The organism is Streptomyces endophyticus (assembly GCF_035798155.1).
Taxonomy (GTDB): Bacteria; Actinomycetota; Actinomycetes; order Streptomycetales; family Streptomycetaceae; genus Streptomyces; species Streptomyces endophyticus.
In genome coordinates this window covers 57348-72817 of sequence record NZ_JAOZYC010000207.1, presented here as the reverse complement: position 1 = coordinate 72817, position 15470 = coordinate 57348, and the positions used below count along the sequence as shown (strand labels likewise).

Below are 15470 nucleotides of genomic sequence, written 5' to 3'. Positions count from 1 at the left end.
TGACTGCGACATTCTCACGGGGAGGTACTGGCCTCAGCCGGCCTGTGTGGGGCGCAGGTCACGTAGCCCGAGGAACCCGGCCCAGGCGGTGCCGCTCACCGCGAGGTGCGGGCCCGCGGCGCGGTGCTTGGAGTCGCGGAGGTGGACGGTACCGGTGTCGGGAGCGTGGGCGACTTCTAGGCAGTCGCCCTCGCTGCCGTTGCTGCTGTAGCTGCTCTTGCGCCAGTCCAGTTCGGCGCCATCTCCGGTGGAGACCTTGCGGTTCATGTCTCTCCCAGCAGTTGCTCGGTGAAGGCCCGCGACTCTCTCGGGGGGAGGGCTTGGGCCCGGATCATGCCATACCGCAGTTCGAGGATCCGGAGCTGTTTGGGATCGTCGACGGGGCGCCCCGAGGCGACGCCTGGTGATCGCCCCACGGCTGTGCCGTCCCCGAACCCCAGCATCGTGATGCTGCCGTCCACCCCAGCATGTTCCTCTCGGTCGATCGGCATGACCTGGAGTGCGACATTGCGCAACTGCCCTACCTCCAGCAGGCGTTCGAGCTGGCCGCGCAACACCATTCTGCCTCCGAGAGGCCGCCGCAGAGCTGCTTCTTCCAGTACGAAGCTCAGCGCGGGAGCGGGTTCCCTCGCAAAGATTGATTGCCGCTCCAGCCGTGCGGCCGTCACGCGGTCGATCTCGCCGGGCGTGTACGCGGGCTGCCGCATCTCGAACAACGCCCGCATATATCCCTCGGTCTGCAACAGGCCGTGGATGTCATGGGCGCCGTACCACTGAACGTCGACCGCTCTGGCCTCCATACGCGCCAGGTCCCGCAACTTCTTCGGATACCGAACCTCCGCCACGTCCGGCTTCATCGCCTTGATGAGCCCGTCGGCGTCCAACGCCTCGTCCGCCTTGTCGAGGAATTCCGGCCGGGGAATCCGCTTGCCGGCCTCTACCTTGTAGACGGTCCCTTCGCCGTAGCCCATGGCCGCCCCGAGCTCGGACACCTTCAGGCCCGCCGCCTCCCTGCGAGCCCTTAACTGTCGGCCCACCATGGCCACCACCGCCGCGCCCTGCTCATCCCCCGGCTCGATCTCCCACCCGTCACCGTCCGTCGCCCCAGTCATCCGCACGCACCTCCAGTCCGCCGAACTCCCCGCACACGTACCGTCAACGCCGTACCCCCACGCCACCCTGGACAGCCCGTACAGCCCTGGGCAAACGCTGGACAGTCACCGTACGTAGCGGCCAGGTCGCTGGTCAGCGTAAGCAGGCGCGGACACGCTCAGTGACGTGAACCGTGAAATCGCCGAACTCCCCCGCAATACCAACCACTTCAGCGTGCAGCTGTCACCCACACCACGCGCAGCCCGCCTCGCACGCCTCCTGGCCGCGGAGCAACTCCGCGCCTGGGAGGTCGGCCTCGACCTCGACGCGGCTGCGCACGTCGTCGCCGAACTCGCCGCGAACGCCGTCACCCACGGCCGCCTGCCCGGCCGCGACTTCCGTCTCGTCCTCCACGTCGCCGGGGACACCCTGCGCATCGAGGTCACGGACACCCGCGCCGACCGCCTCCCTCAAGTCGCCGCACCAGGCGGGGAGTCGGGTCGCGGCCTGCTCCTCGTGGGCGCACTCGCTCGCCGCTGGGGCGTCCGCGAAGGTCCCGCTCCCCGGAAGACGGTCTGGGCCGAGCTCGATCTCGTACGGCCGCCGGGGCACGGAAACCCGTACGCCGGTGCCGGTGGCGCCAAACGACAAAGGACTGACTGAGGGGGAAAGAACCCAAACCAAGCCCCACCTCCCCGCTCTCCCCGCCCGTGACACGGACGGGTGAACAAGACCAACTCGGCTTGCGCATATGCCCATTGGGCCCTCTACGCTCACGCCCAACACCACAACCGCAAACATGCGACGGCCCCCGCCGGGACGGGAATCCCAAGGCGAGGGCCTGACCACCGAGGAAGAATCGAGCTTCCCGATGGATACCCAGAACCCTAGCGCGCGCACGTGCGCCCCCGGCGGGATCGTCCACGAAAACACCCGCCCTCACACACGTTTCACGGTCGTCGGCAATCACCTGGCCCAGCACCGCGGCCTCTTCGGCCTCGCGATCGGCCTCGCCGTCCACATCCAGTCGCTGCCGGCAGGCGCCCGCGCCGACATCCGCACCCTCGCCGCCCGCTTTCCCGAGGGCACCACCCGTATCGCCGCCGCCCTGAACGAACTCGAAGCGCACGGCTACCTGCGGCGTGAACGGCTGCGCACGCCGGACGGCCGTGTCCGCACCCGCACGGTGTCGTGCAATCAGCCGGGCGCAGCGCAAAGCAGCATCCCGGCCCCGCCACCGAAGCCGGTGAAGAAGAAGCCCCGCCCCCTCGCCGTCCCCCACCCGGTGAACCCCCGGCCCGCCCTCCTCCGGGTCGCCACCGACCTCCTCGCCACCCTCCACCGCACCGACGCCCGCCTCGCCCTCCCCGCCCGCGACATCGAACGCCTCGCCCCCGGCGTGACCGCCTGGCTGGAACGGGACCTCACCCCAAGCGCCGTACGGCACGCCCTGGTCAGGGGCCTGCCCGACGACCGTACGATCCACAGCCCCGCCGCCCTCCTCGCCCACCGGCTGACGGCCCAGCTGCCGCCCTGGCCCAGCACGTTCAGCGGACCGGCCGAACCCCCGCCCGTACGCCACCCCCTCCGCAACTGCGACACCTGCGACCGCGCCTACCGGGGCCCGGAGCCGGGGCGGTGCCCCGGGTGCGGGACGGCGGCGCAGGGAGCACCCCCGCCCGCCCCGTGAATATTGTGTGGGCCTTGCGGAGGTGTCCGGTATTCGCCGTAACCGGCTTCATGTGAAGAAGTAAAGGACCCGTTTTCGTTGCGGTGTGGCTTCACCTCTTGACGGTCAGTGGGCGGGCGAGTTGGCTTCGAGCCACCTCGGCCGCACCGTCGCGGCCACGTCAGGGAGGTATCCGCACATGAACACGCGTATGCGTTGTGCCGCCATGGCCGGCGCCGCATCCGTCCTGGTCGTCTCGCTCTCGGCCTGTGGTGGTGTGCTGCCGGGCGACGACAACGGGCCCAGCGCATCCGTCACCAAGGGGAACGACGTCAAGATCGGTCTGCTGCTCCCGGAGAAGGAGACCGCTCGCTACGAGAAGTTCGACCACCCCATGTTCGAGCGTCAGGTGGCGAAGCTGACCGGCGGCAAGGGGGAGCTGGTCTACGCCAATGCCAAGCAGAACGCGGCCCTCCAGCGCAAGCAGCTGCAGGAGATGGTCGCCGCGAGGGTCGACACGATCGTCGTCGACGCCGTGGACGCCAAGGACATCGCTCCGGCCGTGCGCAAGGCGAAGGACGCGGGGATCCACGTCATCGCGTACGACCGGCTCGCGGAGGGGCCCGTGGACGCCTACGTCGGCTTCGACAACGAGCTCGTCGGCCAGACCCAGGGCAAGGCGCTGATCTCCGCCCTCGGCGGGACCAAGGCCACCAAGCGCGACAAGGTCGTGATGATCAACGGCTCGCCCACCGACCCCAACGCCGCGCAGTACAAGAACGCCGCCCGCGCGGAGCTCGGCAACGCCGTGACCGTCGCGAAGTCGTACGACACCGCGGGCTGGAAGCCGTCCAACGCCAAGGCCAACATGGAACAGGCCGTCAACGCGCTCGGCGTGGACAACATCGCGGGCGTGTACGTCGCCAACGACGGGATGGCCGGCGGCGTGATCGCGGCCCTGAAGGAGGTCGGTGTCCGCGAGATGCCGCCGATCACCGGGCAGGACGCCGAACTCGCCGCCGTGCAGCGGATCCTGAACGGCGAGCAGTACATGAGCGTCTACAAGCCCTACCCGGACGAGGCGCAGACCGCCGCCGAGATGGCCGTACGGATCTCGCAGGGCCGCGACATCGAGTTCGAGGCGCTGGCGATGGACCGCACCGACAGCCCGACCGACAAGCAGATCAGGACGGCGAGCGTCAGCGTCGTCGCGCTCACCAAGGACAACATCAAGAGCACCGTCGTCAAGGACAAGATCTTCACGGTGTCGCAGATCTGCACGGCGAAGTACGCGCAGGCGTGTGCGGAGGCCGGGTTGAAGTAGCCCGTACGTACCGGGCGACGGCTAGTCCGCATCCTCCAGGATGCCCGACTGGCCGATCAGATAGCCCAGTTGCGCCCTGCTGTCGCTGCCCAGCGTCGCCGCCAGCTTCGCGATGTGTACGCGGACCGTGCGGATGTTCATGCCGAGCCGCTCCGCGATCACCGCGTCCGTGTGGCCCTCGATGAGCATCGTCGCGATCGTGCGCTGCCGCGTCGTGACGCCGTCCGACGTCAGCTCCTCGACGGCCGCCTGCGGGAACATCGGCGTGGCCAGCTGCCACAGCCGCTCGAAGGTCGTGGCCAGGTAGCTGATCAGCGCCGGGTGGCGGACCTCAAGGGCCACCGTGCGGTCCCGGTTCGCGGGGATGAAGGCGACCGTGCGGTCCAGCATCACGAGCCGCTCGGTGACCTCGTCGAGCGTGCGGACCTGGACGTCGCCGATGAGCTGCTCGTAGTGCGCCGTGACGGCGGGGGAGTGCCGGGCCGTGTGCTGGTACAGCGTGCGCATCCGGCCGCCGCCGCTGAGGAGGGCCTGTTCGCGGGGGAGCGCCGCGGCGAGCCCCTGCGGGGGACGCCTGCCGCCCGGCTGGATGGTCAGCAGCTCGAGGGAGGCCTCGCCGGCGGCCTCGTCGATCGCCTCGTTGATCCGCTGGAACCCCATCAGGACACGGAACATGGGCGTACTGGGGATCGAGGCGCGCTGCGTCTCCAGCGCGATCAGCGGGGCGAACTGGTCGGCGAGCCGCGAACTGCGCCGTCTCTGCCGGGCGATCTCCTCCTCGTACGAGCCGAGGAGGCGCGGCAGGGCGACGGCCGGGGCCACCGGTCTCAGCGTCGTCGGGTCGTCGTCGGCGGGCACGAGGAGGCCGAAGCGCAGCAGGCAGGGCGCCGGTTCGGTGTCGCGCTTGTGGACGCGGCCCTCGCGCAGCGCGCGGGTGTACAGCTCCGAGCCCTCCTGGCACAGCTCATCCGCGCCGTGGCCGTGCGGGTCCACCTGGTGCCCGGTGTGCGATTCGGTCGTCACGAATCCTGCTCCAGCATCCCGGACCGGGCGATCAGATAGCCGAGTTGAGCCCGGCTGCCGCTGCCGAGCGCCGCGGCGATCTTCGCTATGTGGGCGCGGCAGGTGCGCACGTTCATGCCGAGCCGACGGGCGATGGCCTCGTCGACATGCCCTTCGATGAGCAGTTTGGCGATGGAGCGCTGAACACCGGTGATCCCTTCGGGAGTCGACTCGTAGGAGACGTCTTCCTGCAGCGGGGTGGCACGCCGCCACATGTGGTCGAAGACGTTGATCAGGTACTGCACGAGGCCGGGGTGGCGCAGCTCGAGGGCGATGCTGTCGCCGGCCTGGGCCGGAATGAACGCTACGTCGTGATCGCAGATGATGAGCCGCTCGATGAGTTCCTCGAGCGTCCTGATCTCTACCCTGGCACCCGCCATCTTGTCCATGTACGCGAAGGTGTTCTGGCTGTATCGGACCGTGTGCTGATACAGCGTGCGCATCGAGATACCGCGCTCGATGAGGGGCCTGCTGCGCTCCAGGGCCTCGATCAACAGATGCTCGCTGCGGCCGCCCCCCGGCTGCACGGTCAGCACTTCAGTGCGGCTTTCGGCGATGGCCTTGTCGAGCGCCGCCTTGATCCGGCCGCCGCCTTCGAGCACGGTGATGGCATGTGTCGTCGCGGGCATCTGGGCACTGATGGCCATGAACGGCTGGAAAGCAGCGGTCAGTTCGCCGGACAGCTCCCGCCGGTCGTGGATTTCCCGCTCTATGGGCTGCAACCGCTGGGACAGTACGACCGAGGGTGGAACCGGACGGAGCCAGTCCGCGTCATCCGGATCCGGGTGCAGGAGCGCGAATTCCAGCAGGCAGGGAGCTGACTCGATCTCGGCGCGCGCGACACGGCCCGCGCTCAGCGCGCTGGCGTAAAGGCGCTCCCCCTCCGGGCACAGCTCAGTAACTGGATGAGGATGTGTCGCTTTTGGGCTGTTACTTGGCAAATCTCCACCCCCCAGGGTCCTGAACGTGCAGGAACATGATGCATCGCCGCTGTGGTTTCCATGTGCCCGAATGAGTCATCGTCTGTGGTGCGGGGGAGAAGAAGCCATCAACTAAGGACGAAGCCGACATGAGTAAGAGAATGCTTCGCTCAGTGCTCGGCGCGGCGGTCGCGGCTGTTGCGCTGGCGCTCGGCACCGCCGGTGCCGCTACGCCCGGCGATGTCGCCTGGGGCTCTGATCAGGTCGGTACGCAGAGCGTCACGACCGTGGCCGGCGCCGACGACGTCGCGTGGGGAGTCGCTCCCGTGGCCGGAGGCGGCGGCGAATGAACACCCCGCCCGACGACCGGTCGTTACGCCGGGAGATGGCGATCGCCTACCGGTCCGGTTGGCACACCATCGACCTCGTGACCGCGATTCCGAACTCCGGTGACTCCCTCATGGTCACCCTCTTCGGAGAGCCCATCATCGTGGTCCGCGAAGGTGACGACATCCGGGCCTACCGGTGCCTGCGCCGACCACGTGGCGCTCCACAGCCGGTACGCACGGTTGTCCGGTACGGGATGATCTTTGTGAACCTCGACCAGCGGGACCATCAACTGGTCGGCGAGGCGGACCCCCATGCGGATGCCGCCTCGCAGTCCCAGCACCCCAGCACCTCGGCCACCCCCCGCAGTGCCTGACGCGATACCCCCGTCGTTGTAGATCGCGCAGGTGCTTCCCCCCTGCAGCGGCGTCACCGTGTACCTGAACACGGTGACGCCGCTGCGGTCGTTCTACGGGGTCGCGAGGTCACGGGGTCGCGAGCTCACGGGGTCATACGGATTCGGGGACGTTCGCCGTGGCCCGACCCACCGCTATCTCGATGACCACCCGGTCCGGGTTCGGCCGGGGCGCGCGCGAGTAGCGCTCCGCGTAGCGACGCTCGGCGTCCGCGACCCGCTCCGGGTCCGTGCGCACCGTCGCCCTTCCCTCCAGCGTCGCCCAGCGCCGCCCGTCGACCTGGCACACCGCGACGAACCCCGACCCCTCAAGGGCGTGGGCGACCTTCCTGGTGGACTTTCCCGTGATGACACGGGCGACTCGCGCCTCGGCGTCGTACGTCACCCCGACCGGGACCACATGGGGCGTGCCATTGGCGCGCAGCGTCGTGAGGGTGCACAGATGCCGTTCGCGCCAGAAGCTGAGAAAGGCGGATCCGGGGGCGTCGAGGTCGATGCGCTTGGCCATGAACGGGAACCTATCCCAGAGGGACCGGGGCCCTTTTCCCGGTCGGCCTTGAGTGGAATAGACTCAACTTTGTACACGTTGGACGAGTCAGATTTTCCGCAGGGATCACACAGGGATCACACAGCCGTACATGGAGGAGAACAGGCACGTGGACGCCGAGCTGACGAACCGGAGCCGCGACGCGATCAACGCGGCCAGCAGCCGGGCCGTGTCCGGGGGCCACCCGGATCTGACCCCGGCGCACCTGCTCCTGGCCCTGCTCGAAGGCCAGGACAACGAGAACATCACCGACCTCCTCGCCGCGGTCGACGCCGACCAGGCGCAGGTTCGGGCGGGCGCCGAGCGGGCACTCGCCTCACAGCCCAGCGTGACGGGATCCACCGTCGCGCCGCCCCAGCCCAACCGTGAACTGCTCGCCGTCATCGCCGACGCCTCCGAGCGCGCCAAGGAGCTCGGCGACGAGTACCTCTCCACGGAACACCTGCTCATCGGCATCGCGGCCAAGGGCGGCGCCGCCGCCGACGTGCTGACACGGAACGGGGCCGGCACGAAGAAGCTGGTCGACGCATTCACCAAGAGCAGGGGAGGGCGCCGGGTGACCACACCCGACCCCGAAGGGTCCTACAAGGCGCTGGAGAAGTTCGGTACGGACTTCACGGCGGCGGCCCGCGAGGGCAAGCTCGACCCGGTCATCGGCCGCGACCAGGAGATCCGCCGCGTCGTCCAGGTCCTGTCCCGCCGCACCAAGAACAACCCGGTGCTCATCGGCGAACCCGGCGTAGGCAAGACCGCCGTCGTCGAGGGCCTCGCCCAGCGCATCGTGAAGGGCGACGTACCCGAGTCCCTCAAGAACAAGCGACTCGTCTCGCTCGACCTCGGCGCGATGGTCGCGGGCGCCAAGTACCGCGGCGAATTCGAGGAACGCCTCAAGACCGTCCTCTCCGAGATCAAGGAGAGCGACGGCCAGATCATCACCTTCATCGACGAGCTGCACACCGTCGTCGGCGCGGGCGCCGGCGGCGACTCCGCCATGGACGCGGGCAACATGCTCAAGCCGATGCTCGCCCGCGGCGAACTCCGCATGGTCGGCGCGACCACGCTCGACGAGTACCGCGAGCGCATCGAGAAGGACCCGGCCCTGGAACGCCGCTTCCAGCAGGTCCTGGTGGCGGAGCCGAGCGTCGAGGACTCCATCGCGATCCTCCGCGGACTCAAGGGCCGCTACGAGGCCCACCACAAGGTCCAGATCGCCGACCGCGCCCTCGTCGCCGCCGCCTCGCTCTCGGACCGCTACATCACCTCCCGCTTCCTCCCCGACAAGGCCATCGACCTCGTCGACGAGGCGGCCTCACGGCTCCGCATGGAGATCGACTCCTCCCCCGTCGAGATCGACGAACTCCAGCGTGCCGTCGACCGGTTGAAGATGGAGGAGCTGGCGATCGGCAAGGAGACCGACCCCGCCAGCAGGCAGCGCCTGGAGAAGCTCCGCCGCGACCTCGCCGACAAGGAGGAGGAGCTGCGCGGCCTCACCGCCCGCTGGGAGAAGGAGAAGACGTCCCTCAACCGCGTCGGTGAGCTGAAGGAGAAGCTCGACGAACTGCGCGGCCAGGCCGAACGAGCCCAGCGCGACGGTGACTTCGACACCGCGAGCAAGCTCCTCTACGGGGAGATCCCCTCCCTGGAACAGGACCTGGAGGAGGCCTCCGAGGCCGAGAAGGAGGTCGCGGGCGACACCATGGTCAAGGAGGAGGTCGGCCCCGACGACATCGCCGACGTCGTCGCCTCCTGGACCGGCATCCCGGCAGGCCGCCTCCTGGAGGGCGAGACGCAGAAGCTCCTGCGCATGGAGGACGAACTCGGCAAGCGCCTCATCGGCCAGGGCGAAGCGGTCCGCGCGGTCTCCGACGCGGTCCGCCGCACCCGCGCCGGCATCGCCGACCCCGACCGCCCCACCGGCTCCTTCCTCTTCCTGGGCCCGACGGGCGTAGGAAAGACGGAACTCGCCAAGGCCCTCGCCGACTTCCTCTTCGACGACGAGCGGGCCATGATCCGCATCGACATGTCGGAGTACGGCGAGAAGCACAGCGTCGCCCGCCTGGTCGGCGCTCCCCCCGGCTACGTCGGCTACGAGGAGGGCGGCCAGCTCACCGAGTCGGTCCGCCGCCGCCCGTACTCCGTGGTCCTCCTGGACGAGGTCGAGAAGGCCCACCCCGAGGTCTTCGACATCCTCCTCCAGGTCCTCGACGACGGCCGCCTCACCGACGGCCAGGGCCGCACGGTCGACTTCCGCAACACGATCCTGGTCCTGACGTCGAACCTGGGCAGCCAGTACCTGGTCGAGCCCCTCACCTCGGCGGAGGAGAAGAAGCAACAAGTCCTCGAAGTGGTCCGGGCCTCCTTCAAGCCCGAATTCCTCAACCGCCTCGACGACCTGGTGGTCTTCTCGGCCCTGGACAAGGACGAGCTGTCCCGCATCGCCCGCCTCCAGCTGGACCGCCTCGCCAAGCGCCTCGCCGACCGCCGACTCACCCTGGACGTCTCCGACGAGGCCCTGGCCTGGCTCGCGGACGAGGGCAACGACCCGGCCTACGGCGCCCGCCCCCTGCGCCGCCTGATCCAGACAGCGATCGGCGACCGCCTCGCGAAGGAGATCCTCTCCGGCGAGGTCAAGGACGGCGACACGGTCCGCGTCGACGCGTTCGGCGACGGCCTGATCGTGGGCCCTGCGACGGGGAAGACGCTGTAGCCCCGCCCGCCGTGAAACGCCCGCGTCCCAGTCAAGGGGCGCGGGCTTGCCCTTGGGGGGCCTCGGTGGGAGAGGATGGCGGCATCCGTACGAAGGGACCAAGCAAGTGAGCATTGACCCGTCCTCGATTCCCAGCTTCGGGGGACAGCCCGACCCGCAGGAGGGAGCGGGACCGGCCGGTCCCGTCGTTCCCGACCAGGACCTGGTCAAGCAGCTTCTGGAGCAGATGGAGCTCAAGTACGTCACCGACGAGGAAGGTGACCTCGCCGCGCCGTGGGAGGAGTTCCGTACGTACTTCATGTTCCGCGGCGAGGACGACCAGCAGGTCTTCTCGGTGCGGACGTTCTACGACCGGCCGCACGGCATCGAGATCAAGCCGCAGCTGCTCGAGTCGATCGACGACTGGAACCGCCGCACCCTGTGGCCGAAGGTCTACAGCCACACCCACGACGACGGCACCGTCCGCCTCATCGGTGAGGCGCAGATGCTGATCGGCACCGGCGTCGCGCTCGAGCACTTCGTGTCGTCGACGGTCAGCTGGGTGCGCGCCGCGATCGAGTTCGACCGGTGGCTCGTGGAGCAGCTCGGCCTGGAGGCCGAGGTCGACTCCGCGGAGAAGCCGGAGGACGGCAACGACTCCGAGTGAGTCGGTGAGCCGTATCCGAACGACGACGAGAGCCCGGTCGACCGACCGGGCTCTCGTCGTGGCTGTCGTGGCTACGGTGCCGGCTTCGGGTCGATGCGGAACAGTTCGCCGTCGACCTGGCCGATGAGGCCGTGGCGTCCCTCGGTCATCAGCTCCGGGGCGACACCGCCCCGCACCGGGCGCTCGGGCAGCTTCACCTTGCCGCGCCAGCGCACCGCGCCGTCGTCGAGGTCGAGGCCGACCATGTTCCCGGTCGGGTCGAGGAAGTAGGCGACCCGGTCGGTGAGGTTCACGGCGGCGGCGGAGGCCAGTTCGTACATGCCGGGGCCGCGGGAGTCCTTGCGGAGCCGGAGGCCGGACTCGCTCGCCCACAGCTGTTTGCCGTCGGCGGCCGACCACGCGAGGGCCGTGCCGCCCCTGCGGACCACGAGCATGGTGCCGTCCGCGAACACGCCGCCGCGCGGCCCGTCGGCGCGGTGCCGCGTCACCTTCTCGGTGCCCGTGTCGACGCGGATCAGGTCGATGGGGCCGGGGTCGCTGAAGAACTTCTGCTTTCCGACCATGGCGCTGAGCAGCACGGTGTCGCCGTCCCTGCCGACGTAGGACGTCGGGCCCTTGAGCGTCGCGACCGTGTGCGGGCGGCCGGTCGCCGGGTCGAGGCGGACGACGGTGCTGCGCTGCGGCGCCTTCTCACTGTCCGGTGAGCACATCAGGTGCGGTACGCCGCCGATCGCGACGGCGGTGCAGTCGGCCTGCTTCCACTTGTGCGTCCACAGCGTGCGGCCGGTCCTGGGGTCGAGGGCCGCCGCGCTCTTGAACGTGGGGGTGTTGGCGAGGACGCCGCCGTCGAAGAGCACGGCGGAGTCGGCGTCGCGGCTGTCGTCGGCCAGCTTGTGCTTCCAGAGCACCTTGCGGCTGTCGAGGTCGATGGCGACGACGTCGGTGCCGGGGCTCGACGTTCCCGGGGCGTGGTCGGCGTAGGAGTAGAGGATTCCGTCGCGGACGCCGGTGATCGAGCCGGACGGGGTGCCGTCGCCGCTGTCGTGTTCGGCCTTGCGCTGCCACACGACCTTGCCCGTACGGGTGTCGACGCCGACGCCGTCGTACCCGGAGCTCCGGCAGTACACGGCGCCGGGGCCCGTGGCGCAGGCGTCCCACGTGGTCCTGCCGGGCAGCGTGGTCTGCCAGCGCAGTTTGCCCTCCCGGCTGACGTGGTTGGCGGGGGTCGCCGGCCGGTCGCCGCCGGTGCCGGTGACGAGGACCGTGCCGAAGGCGACGGCGGTGAGGCCGAGTGCGGCGCCGGTGACGCGCAGTGCGGTGCGGCGCCTGCGGCGGCGTACGAGACGGCCGGCGATGTCCGTGGGGGCGGCGGCGGTGTCGGGGGTCCAAGCGTGCAGGACGTCCCGGAGCGTGCGGTCGAGCTGGTCGGCGTTCATGCGTGGGCTCCCTTCGGCGCGGTGCCGTTCGCGGGGCGGTCGGGATCGGTGGCCGCTGAGGGGCGCCGCGCGTCGAGTTCGGGCGCGAGCGTGCGCAGCCGGGCGAGGGAGCGGTGGGTGGTGCTGCGTACGGTGCCGACCGAGCAGCCGAGGGTCCCCGCCACCTCGCTCTCGGACAGGTCCTCGAAGTAGCGCAGGACGAGCATCGTGCGTTGGCGCGCGGTGAGCCGGGCCAGCGCCCCGGCCATGGTGATCCGCAGATCGGCGTCGGCGGTGCCGTCGGCCGTGCCCTCTTCGCGCCACACGGTGCGCGACGCGTCGAACGTGGGCTCGCGGTGCGGCCGGCGCAGCCGCCAGCGGCTGACCTGGTGCCGGTACATCACCTTGCGGACGTACCCTTCGGGGTCGTCGATGTGCCGCCAGCGCCCCAGCGCCTTCATGAGCGCGGTCTGCACGAGGTCTTCGGCCTCGTGCCGGTCGCCGCCGGTGAGCAGGTTCGCCAGGCGGAGCAGGGTGCCCCACCTGGCGTCGACGAAGTCCCGGAATCTGAGCTGATCCTGCGGGTCCATGAGCCCTCCCGTTCTCTGACGCCCACAAGGACGCGCGGAGCACGGGACATCTATGCCTGCCTAAGCGGCTTTCTTCAATGGGCCGCCGTGAACTCCGCTACTGGGTACGCACCTTGGCGAGCCGCGCCGCCGCCTCGCTGAGCACCTCGTCCTGCTTGCAGAAGGCGAAGCGTACGAAGGGGGCTCCCGCGGCCCGGTCGTCGTAGAAGACGGCGTTGGGGACGGCGACGACGCCGCAGCGTTCGGGCAGTGCCCGGCAGAACTCGAAGCCGTCCTCGAAGCCGAGGGGGCGGATGTCGGTGGTGATGAAGTAGGTGCCCTGGGGGCGGAAGACGGTGAAGCCCGCGTCTTCGAGGCCGGTCGCGAGCAGTTCGCGCTTGGCCGTCATGGTGGCGCGGAAGTCGGAGAAGTAGGTGTCGGGGAGGGCGAGGGCCTCCGCGACCGCGTACTGGAAGGGGCCCGCGGAGACGTACGTCAGGAACTGCTTCGCCGAGCGGACCGCCGTGACGAGCTCCGGCGTGGACGTCACCCAGCCGACCTTCCATCCGGTGAACGAGAACGTCTTGCCCGCGGAGCCGATGGTGACCGTGCGCTCGCGCATGCCGGGGAGCGTGGCGAGCGGGATGTGTTCGGCGTCGCCGTAGGTGAGGTGCTCGTAGACCTCGTCGGTGACGACCAGGAGGTCGCGTTCGACGGCGAGTTCGGCGATGGCGGTCAGTTCGGCGCGGCTGAGGACGGTGCCGGTGGGGTTGTGGGGGGTGTTGATGAGGAGGAGGCGGGTGCGGGGCGTGATCGCGTCGCGCAGTTCGTCGAGGTCGAGGCGGAAGGACGCGTCCCCGTCAGTGGTCGGGCGCAGCGTCACCGGGACGCGGGTGCCGCCCGCGAGGGCGATGCTCGCCGCGTACGAGTCGTAGTACGGCTCGAAGGCGATGACCTCGTCGCCGGGTTCGACGAGGGCGAGGAGGGAGGCGGCGATGGCCTCCGTGGCGCCCGCCGTGACCAGGACCTCGCGGTCGGGGTCGAACTCCATGCCGTAGCGGCGCTGCTGGTGGGCGGCGATCGCGGTGCGCAGCTCGGGGATGCCGGGGCCCGGCGGGTACTGGTTGCCGTGTCCCGCGCGCAGCGCCCGTACGGCGGCCTCGCGCACCTGCTCGGGGCCGTCGGTGTCGGGGAAGCCCTGGCCGAGGTTGATGGCGCCGGTCCGCACGGCGAGCGCGGACATCTCGGCGAAGATCGTCGTTCCGAACTCGGCGAGGCGGCGGTTGAGCAGGGGGCGTGCGCTGGAGGTCATGCCGGTCATCCTGCGCCGAACCTCTGGACTTCCTCAACTCCTGCTTGGCGTGCTCCGGGCAGGGGCATCCCCCTGTCACGCCCGCACGGGGCGGCCCCTCGGGGGATACGGGGGAAGAGAAAGGAGGGCCGGTGATGGAGGTTTTCTTCATCGTGGTCTTCGTGGCGCTGGTTGTTGCCATCGTGCTCGGAACGGCCAGGGCGGGTGGCAGCGGTCGCTCGCCCGGTACCTCACTGAAGAAGAGCCGGGCCGGCAGGAGCAGCTGGTGGGCCGGTGGCGGCGCCGCGAGCGGCGGCGGCTCCTACGGATGCTCCTCGTCCGGTGACTCGGGCGGCGGACATCACGGCCACTCGTGCGGCGGCGGCTCCTCCTGTGGCGGAGGCGGCTCGTCGTGCGGCGGTGGCGGCGGTGGTGGATGCGGTGGCGGCGGAAGCTGACCCACCGGGTCCGGGCGTGCGGCCCGCGCGGAGGCGACTGACACGGGGCAGTCGGTCCGCGTGGGCCGCACGCTTGTCCGGATGTGCCCTCGGAGGTTGTGCGCCGGGCGCGAATGGTGCTCGTGGAAGTTGAACAGTTGAGCTGTGCTGCCCTCGGGGGGATGGAAACCCTCCGAAGTTGGGTAAAAACGCTGTGGTGGCGTCGCCGCTCATGATTCCCTTTAACCGTCAACGCAGCCCTCGTACTACGTAGTTATCGCGTTCTCGTGGGCACGGACCGGCCCCTTTGACTCAGCCGGCCCCACCTCCCTTTGCGTGCTAGCGGAGCCGACCCATGCTCACGACCCTGAACACCGCCTATTCCGATACGAGCGCGGCCGATCTGGCTTGGGCCCTCGGCCGCGAGCCGTTGCCCGCGCTCGCCACGCTCGACCTCGACATCGACGATGCCAGGCTTCAGTTGAGGCTGCTCGGCGCTTCTCACCAGGTGCTTCTTGAGGAGGAGCGCGGCACCTGTTCGGAGACCGTGGCGTGCATTCCCGGCAGCAGCACGCCGCTCCCGTTGGGCGTCGCGAAGCGCCTCGGCGACTGGGAGTACGAATTCGCGGCCCGTGTCGAACATTTGACGGCAGGTCAATTCGCGGGCCGTGCCCAGGAGTTGCTCGCACTCGTCGCCGACCACCCGAACGGTCTTGCGGGGGTCTTCCCCGGCAGCCCGCACGCCTTCACCGCGATGCTCGCCCAGCGGTACGAGGGGCAGGTGCACTGGCGAACCTGGCACGCCTACCCGCAGGACGGCCAGTTGGTCGCCACGCGTACCCGGGTGGGTGCGCGGATGCCGGTGGCCGCGGCTCTGTAGCGGCGCGTCGGTAGTGGCGCGTCCGTGGTGGCGAGTCGGGGGTGGCGCGTCCGTGGTGGTGCGAGCCCGGCTCGCGGTGGCCGTGCGGGTCGCGGGTATGCCTGCGGTACCTCGGTTCCACACGTGTGGGTGACTGGACGGAGTCAAGTGGTGACGTAGCGTTCCAGGC

General features: G+C 69.8%; 17 protein-coding genes. 9 read left to right on the top strand and 8 right to left on the bottom strand.

What is annotated here, in order from left to right; all coding sequences use genetic code 11:
- Positions 1 to 33: 33 nt before the first annotated feature.
- Both OKJ99_RS41960 and OKJ99_RS41955 read right to left on the bottom strand, forming a co-directional pair.
- On the bottom strand, positions 34 to 267 hold the full coding sequence (locus OKJ99_RS41960) for a DUF397 domain-containing protein (protein WP_326023915.1): 234 nt from the start codon (positions 265 to 267) through the stop codon (positions 34 to 36).
- Positions 264 to 1112, bottom strand: coding sequence for a helix-turn-helix domain-containing protein (locus tag OKJ99_RS41955; RefSeq protein ID WP_326023914.1), 849 nt, complete (start codon positions 1110 to 1112; stop codon positions 264 to 266). The genes OKJ99_RS41960 and OKJ99_RS41955 overlap by 4 nt, the downstream gene beginning before the upstream one ends.
- A gap of 166 nt (positions 1113 to 1278) precedes the next feature.
- Here OKJ99_RS41955 and OKJ99_RS41950 point away from each other — a divergent pair, with 166 nt between their 5' ends.
- From OKJ99_RS41950 to OKJ99_RS41940, 3 genes are all read left to right on the top strand, one after another.
- A complete protein-coding gene (locus OKJ99_RS41950; protein WP_326023913.1) occupies positions 1279 to 1755 on the top strand; it encodes an ATP-binding protein in 477 nt (158 codons plus the stop codon).
- 208 nt (positions 1756 to 1963) lie between these two features.
- A complete protein-coding gene (locus tag OKJ99_RS41945; RefSeq protein WP_326023912.1) occupies positions 1964 to 2782 on the top strand; it encodes a helix-turn-helix domain-containing protein in 819 nt (272 codons plus the stop codon).
- A 178-nt stretch (positions 2783 to 2960) separates the two neighbouring features.
- The gene (locus OKJ99_RS41940; RefSeq protein ID WP_326023911.1) at positions 2961 to 4085 is read left to right on the top strand and encodes a sugar ABC transporter substrate-binding protein; all 1125 of its coding nucleotides are present in this window, start codon (positions 2961 to 2963) and stop codon (positions 4083 to 4085) included.
- A gap of 21 nt (positions 4086 to 4106) precedes the next feature.
- On the opposite strand, the gene OKJ99_RS41935 is transcribed toward OKJ99_RS41940, so the two are convergent.
- Positions 4107 to 5108 carry a helix-turn-helix transcriptional regulator gene (locus OKJ99_RS41935; protein ID WP_326023910.1) on the bottom strand — a complete coding sequence of 334 codons (1002 nt, stop codon included), beginning with the start codon at positions 5106 to 5108 and terminating at the stop codon, positions 4107 to 4109.
- On the bottom strand, positions 5105 to 6103 hold the full coding sequence (locus tag OKJ99_RS41930; protein WP_407700880.1) for a helix-turn-helix transcriptional regulator: 999 nt from the start codon (positions 6101 to 6103) through the stop codon (positions 5105 to 5107). The genes OKJ99_RS41935 and OKJ99_RS41930 overlap by 4 nt, the downstream gene beginning before the upstream one ends.
- 113 nt (positions 6104 to 6216) lie before the next feature.
- On the opposite strand from OKJ99_RS41930, the gene OKJ99_RS41925 reads away from it, so the two are divergent.
- Together OKJ99_RS41925 and OKJ99_RS41920 are read left to right on the top strand one after the other, a co-directional pair.
- Positions 6217 to 6417, top strand: a complete 201-nt coding sequence (locus OKJ99_RS41925) for a hypothetical protein (protein WP_326023908.1) — start codon at positions 6217 to 6219, stop codon at positions 6415 to 6417.
- Positions 6414 to 6770, top strand: coding sequence for a hypothetical protein (locus tag OKJ99_RS41920; protein ID WP_326023907.1), 357 nt, complete (start codon positions 6414 to 6416; stop codon positions 6768 to 6770). Before OKJ99_RS41925 ends, OKJ99_RS41920 begins: the two co-directional genes overlap by 4 nt.
- Positions 6771 to 6903: 133 nt before the next feature.
- On the opposite strand, the gene OKJ99_RS41915 is transcribed toward OKJ99_RS41920, so the two are convergent.
- On the bottom strand, positions 6904 to 7317 hold the full coding sequence (locus OKJ99_RS41915; protein ID WP_326023906.1) for a pyridoxamine 5'-phosphate oxidase family protein: 414 nt from the start codon (positions 7315 to 7317) through the stop codon (positions 6904 to 6906).
- Positions 7318 to 7465: 148 nt separating this feature from the next.
- Between OKJ99_RS41915 and clpB the strand changes: the two genes are divergently transcribed.
- Together clpB and OKJ99_RS41905 are read left to right on the top strand one after the other, a co-directional pair.
- Positions 7466 to 10063, top strand: a complete 2598-nt coding sequence (clpB, locus tag OKJ99_RS41910) for an ATP-dependent chaperone ClpB (RefSeq protein WP_326024026.1) — start codon at positions 7466 to 7468, stop codon at positions 10061 to 10063.
- A 106-nt stretch (positions 10064 to 10169) separates the two neighbouring features.
- Positions 10170 to 10709, top strand: a complete 540-nt coding sequence (locus tag OKJ99_RS41905) for a YbjN domain-containing protein (protein ID WP_326023905.1) — start codon at positions 10170 to 10172, stop codon at positions 10707 to 10709.
- Positions 10710 to 10780: 71 nt separating this feature from the next.
- Here OKJ99_RS41905 and OKJ99_RS41900 read toward each other — a convergent pair whose 3' ends face one another.
- The 3 genes from OKJ99_RS41900 to OKJ99_RS41890 form a co-directional block, all read right to left on the bottom strand.
- Positions 10781 to 12145, bottom strand: coding sequence for an outer membrane protein assembly factor BamB family protein (locus OKJ99_RS41900; RefSeq protein WP_326023904.1), 1365 nt, complete (start codon positions 12143 to 12145; stop codon positions 10781 to 10783).
- Positions 12142 to 12714 (bottom strand): SigE family RNA polymerase sigma factor, encoded by a 573-nt coding sequence (locus tag OKJ99_RS41895; RefSeq protein ID WP_326023903.1) that lies wholly within the window; start codon positions 12712 to 12714, stop codon positions 12142 to 12144. Before OKJ99_RS41895 ends, OKJ99_RS41900 begins: the two co-directional genes overlap by 4 nt.
- A 97-nt stretch (positions 12715 to 12811) precedes the next feature.
- On the bottom strand, positions 12812 to 14014 hold the full coding sequence (locus OKJ99_RS41890) for a pyridoxal phosphate-dependent aminotransferase (RefSeq protein WP_326023902.1): 1203 nt from the start codon (positions 14012 to 14014) through the stop codon (positions 12812 to 12814).
- A gap of 125 nt (positions 14015 to 14139) precedes the next feature.
- Here OKJ99_RS41890 and OKJ99_RS41885 point away from each other — a divergent pair, with 125 nt between their 5' ends.
- Both OKJ99_RS41885 and OKJ99_RS41880 read left to right on the top strand, forming a co-directional pair.
- A complete protein-coding gene (locus OKJ99_RS41885; protein WP_326023901.1) occupies positions 14140 to 14442 on the top strand; it encodes a hypothetical protein in 303 nt (100 codons plus the stop codon).
- Positions 14443 to 14776: 334 nt separating this feature from the next.
- Positions 14777 to 15301: a DUF2617 family protein gene (locus OKJ99_RS41880; RefSeq protein WP_326023900.1), complete on the top strand. Its 525-nt coding sequence runs from the start codon at positions 14777 to 14779 to the stop codon at positions 15299 to 15301.
- Positions 15302 to 15470: the final 169 nt, after the last annotated feature.

Excerpts from the sequence above, each read along its gene's own strand:
- OKJ99_RS41940 (WP_326023911.1), top strand. The coding sequence starts at position 2,961 with ATGAACACGCGTATGCGTTGTGCCGCCATGGCCGGCGCCGCATCCGTC.
- OKJ99_RS41960 (WP_326023915.1), bottom strand. The coding sequence starts at position 267 with ATGAACCGCAAGGTCTCCACCGGAGATGGCGCCGAACTGGACTGGCGC.
- OKJ99_RS41890 (WP_326023902.1), bottom strand. The coding sequence starts at position 14,014 with ATGACCGGCATGACCTCCAGCGCACGCCCCCTGCTCAACCGCCGCCTC.
- OKJ99_RS41920 (WP_326023907.1), top strand. The coding sequence starts at position 6,414 with ATGAACACCCCGCCCGACGACCGGTCGTTACGCCGGGAGATGGCGATC.
- OKJ99_RS41925 (WP_326023908.1), top strand. The coding sequence starts at position 6,217 with ATGAGTAAGAGAATGCTTCGCTCAGTGCTCGGCGCGGCGGTCGCGGCT.
- OKJ99_RS41880 (WP_326023900.1), top strand. The coding sequence starts at position 14,777 with ATGCTCACGACCCTGAACACCGCCTATTCCGATACGAGCGCGGCCGAT.
- OKJ99_RS41885 (WP_326023901.1), top strand. The coding sequence starts at position 14,140 with ATGGAGGTTTTCTTCATCGTGGTCTTCGTGGCGCTGGTTGTTGCCATC.
- OKJ99_RS41945 (WP_326023912.1), top strand. The coding sequence starts at position 1,964 with ATGGATACCCAGAACCCTAGCGCGCGCACGTGCGCCCCCGGCGGGATC.
- OKJ99_RS41900 (WP_326023904.1), bottom strand. The coding sequence starts at position 12,145 with ATGAACGCCGACCAGCTCGACCGCACGCTCCGGGACGTCCTGCACGCT.
- OKJ99_RS41895 (WP_326023903.1), bottom strand. The coding sequence starts at position 12,714 with ATGGACCCGCAGGATCAGCTCAGATTCCGGGACTTCGTCGACGCCAGG.
- OKJ99_RS41915 (WP_326023906.1), bottom strand. The coding sequence starts at position 7,317 with ATGGCCAAGCGCATCGACCTCGACGCCCCCGGATCCGCCTTTCTCAGC.
- OKJ99_RS41955 (WP_326023914.1), bottom strand. The coding sequence starts at position 1,112 with ATGACTGGGGCGACGGACGGTGACGGGTGGGAGATCGAGCCGGGGGAT.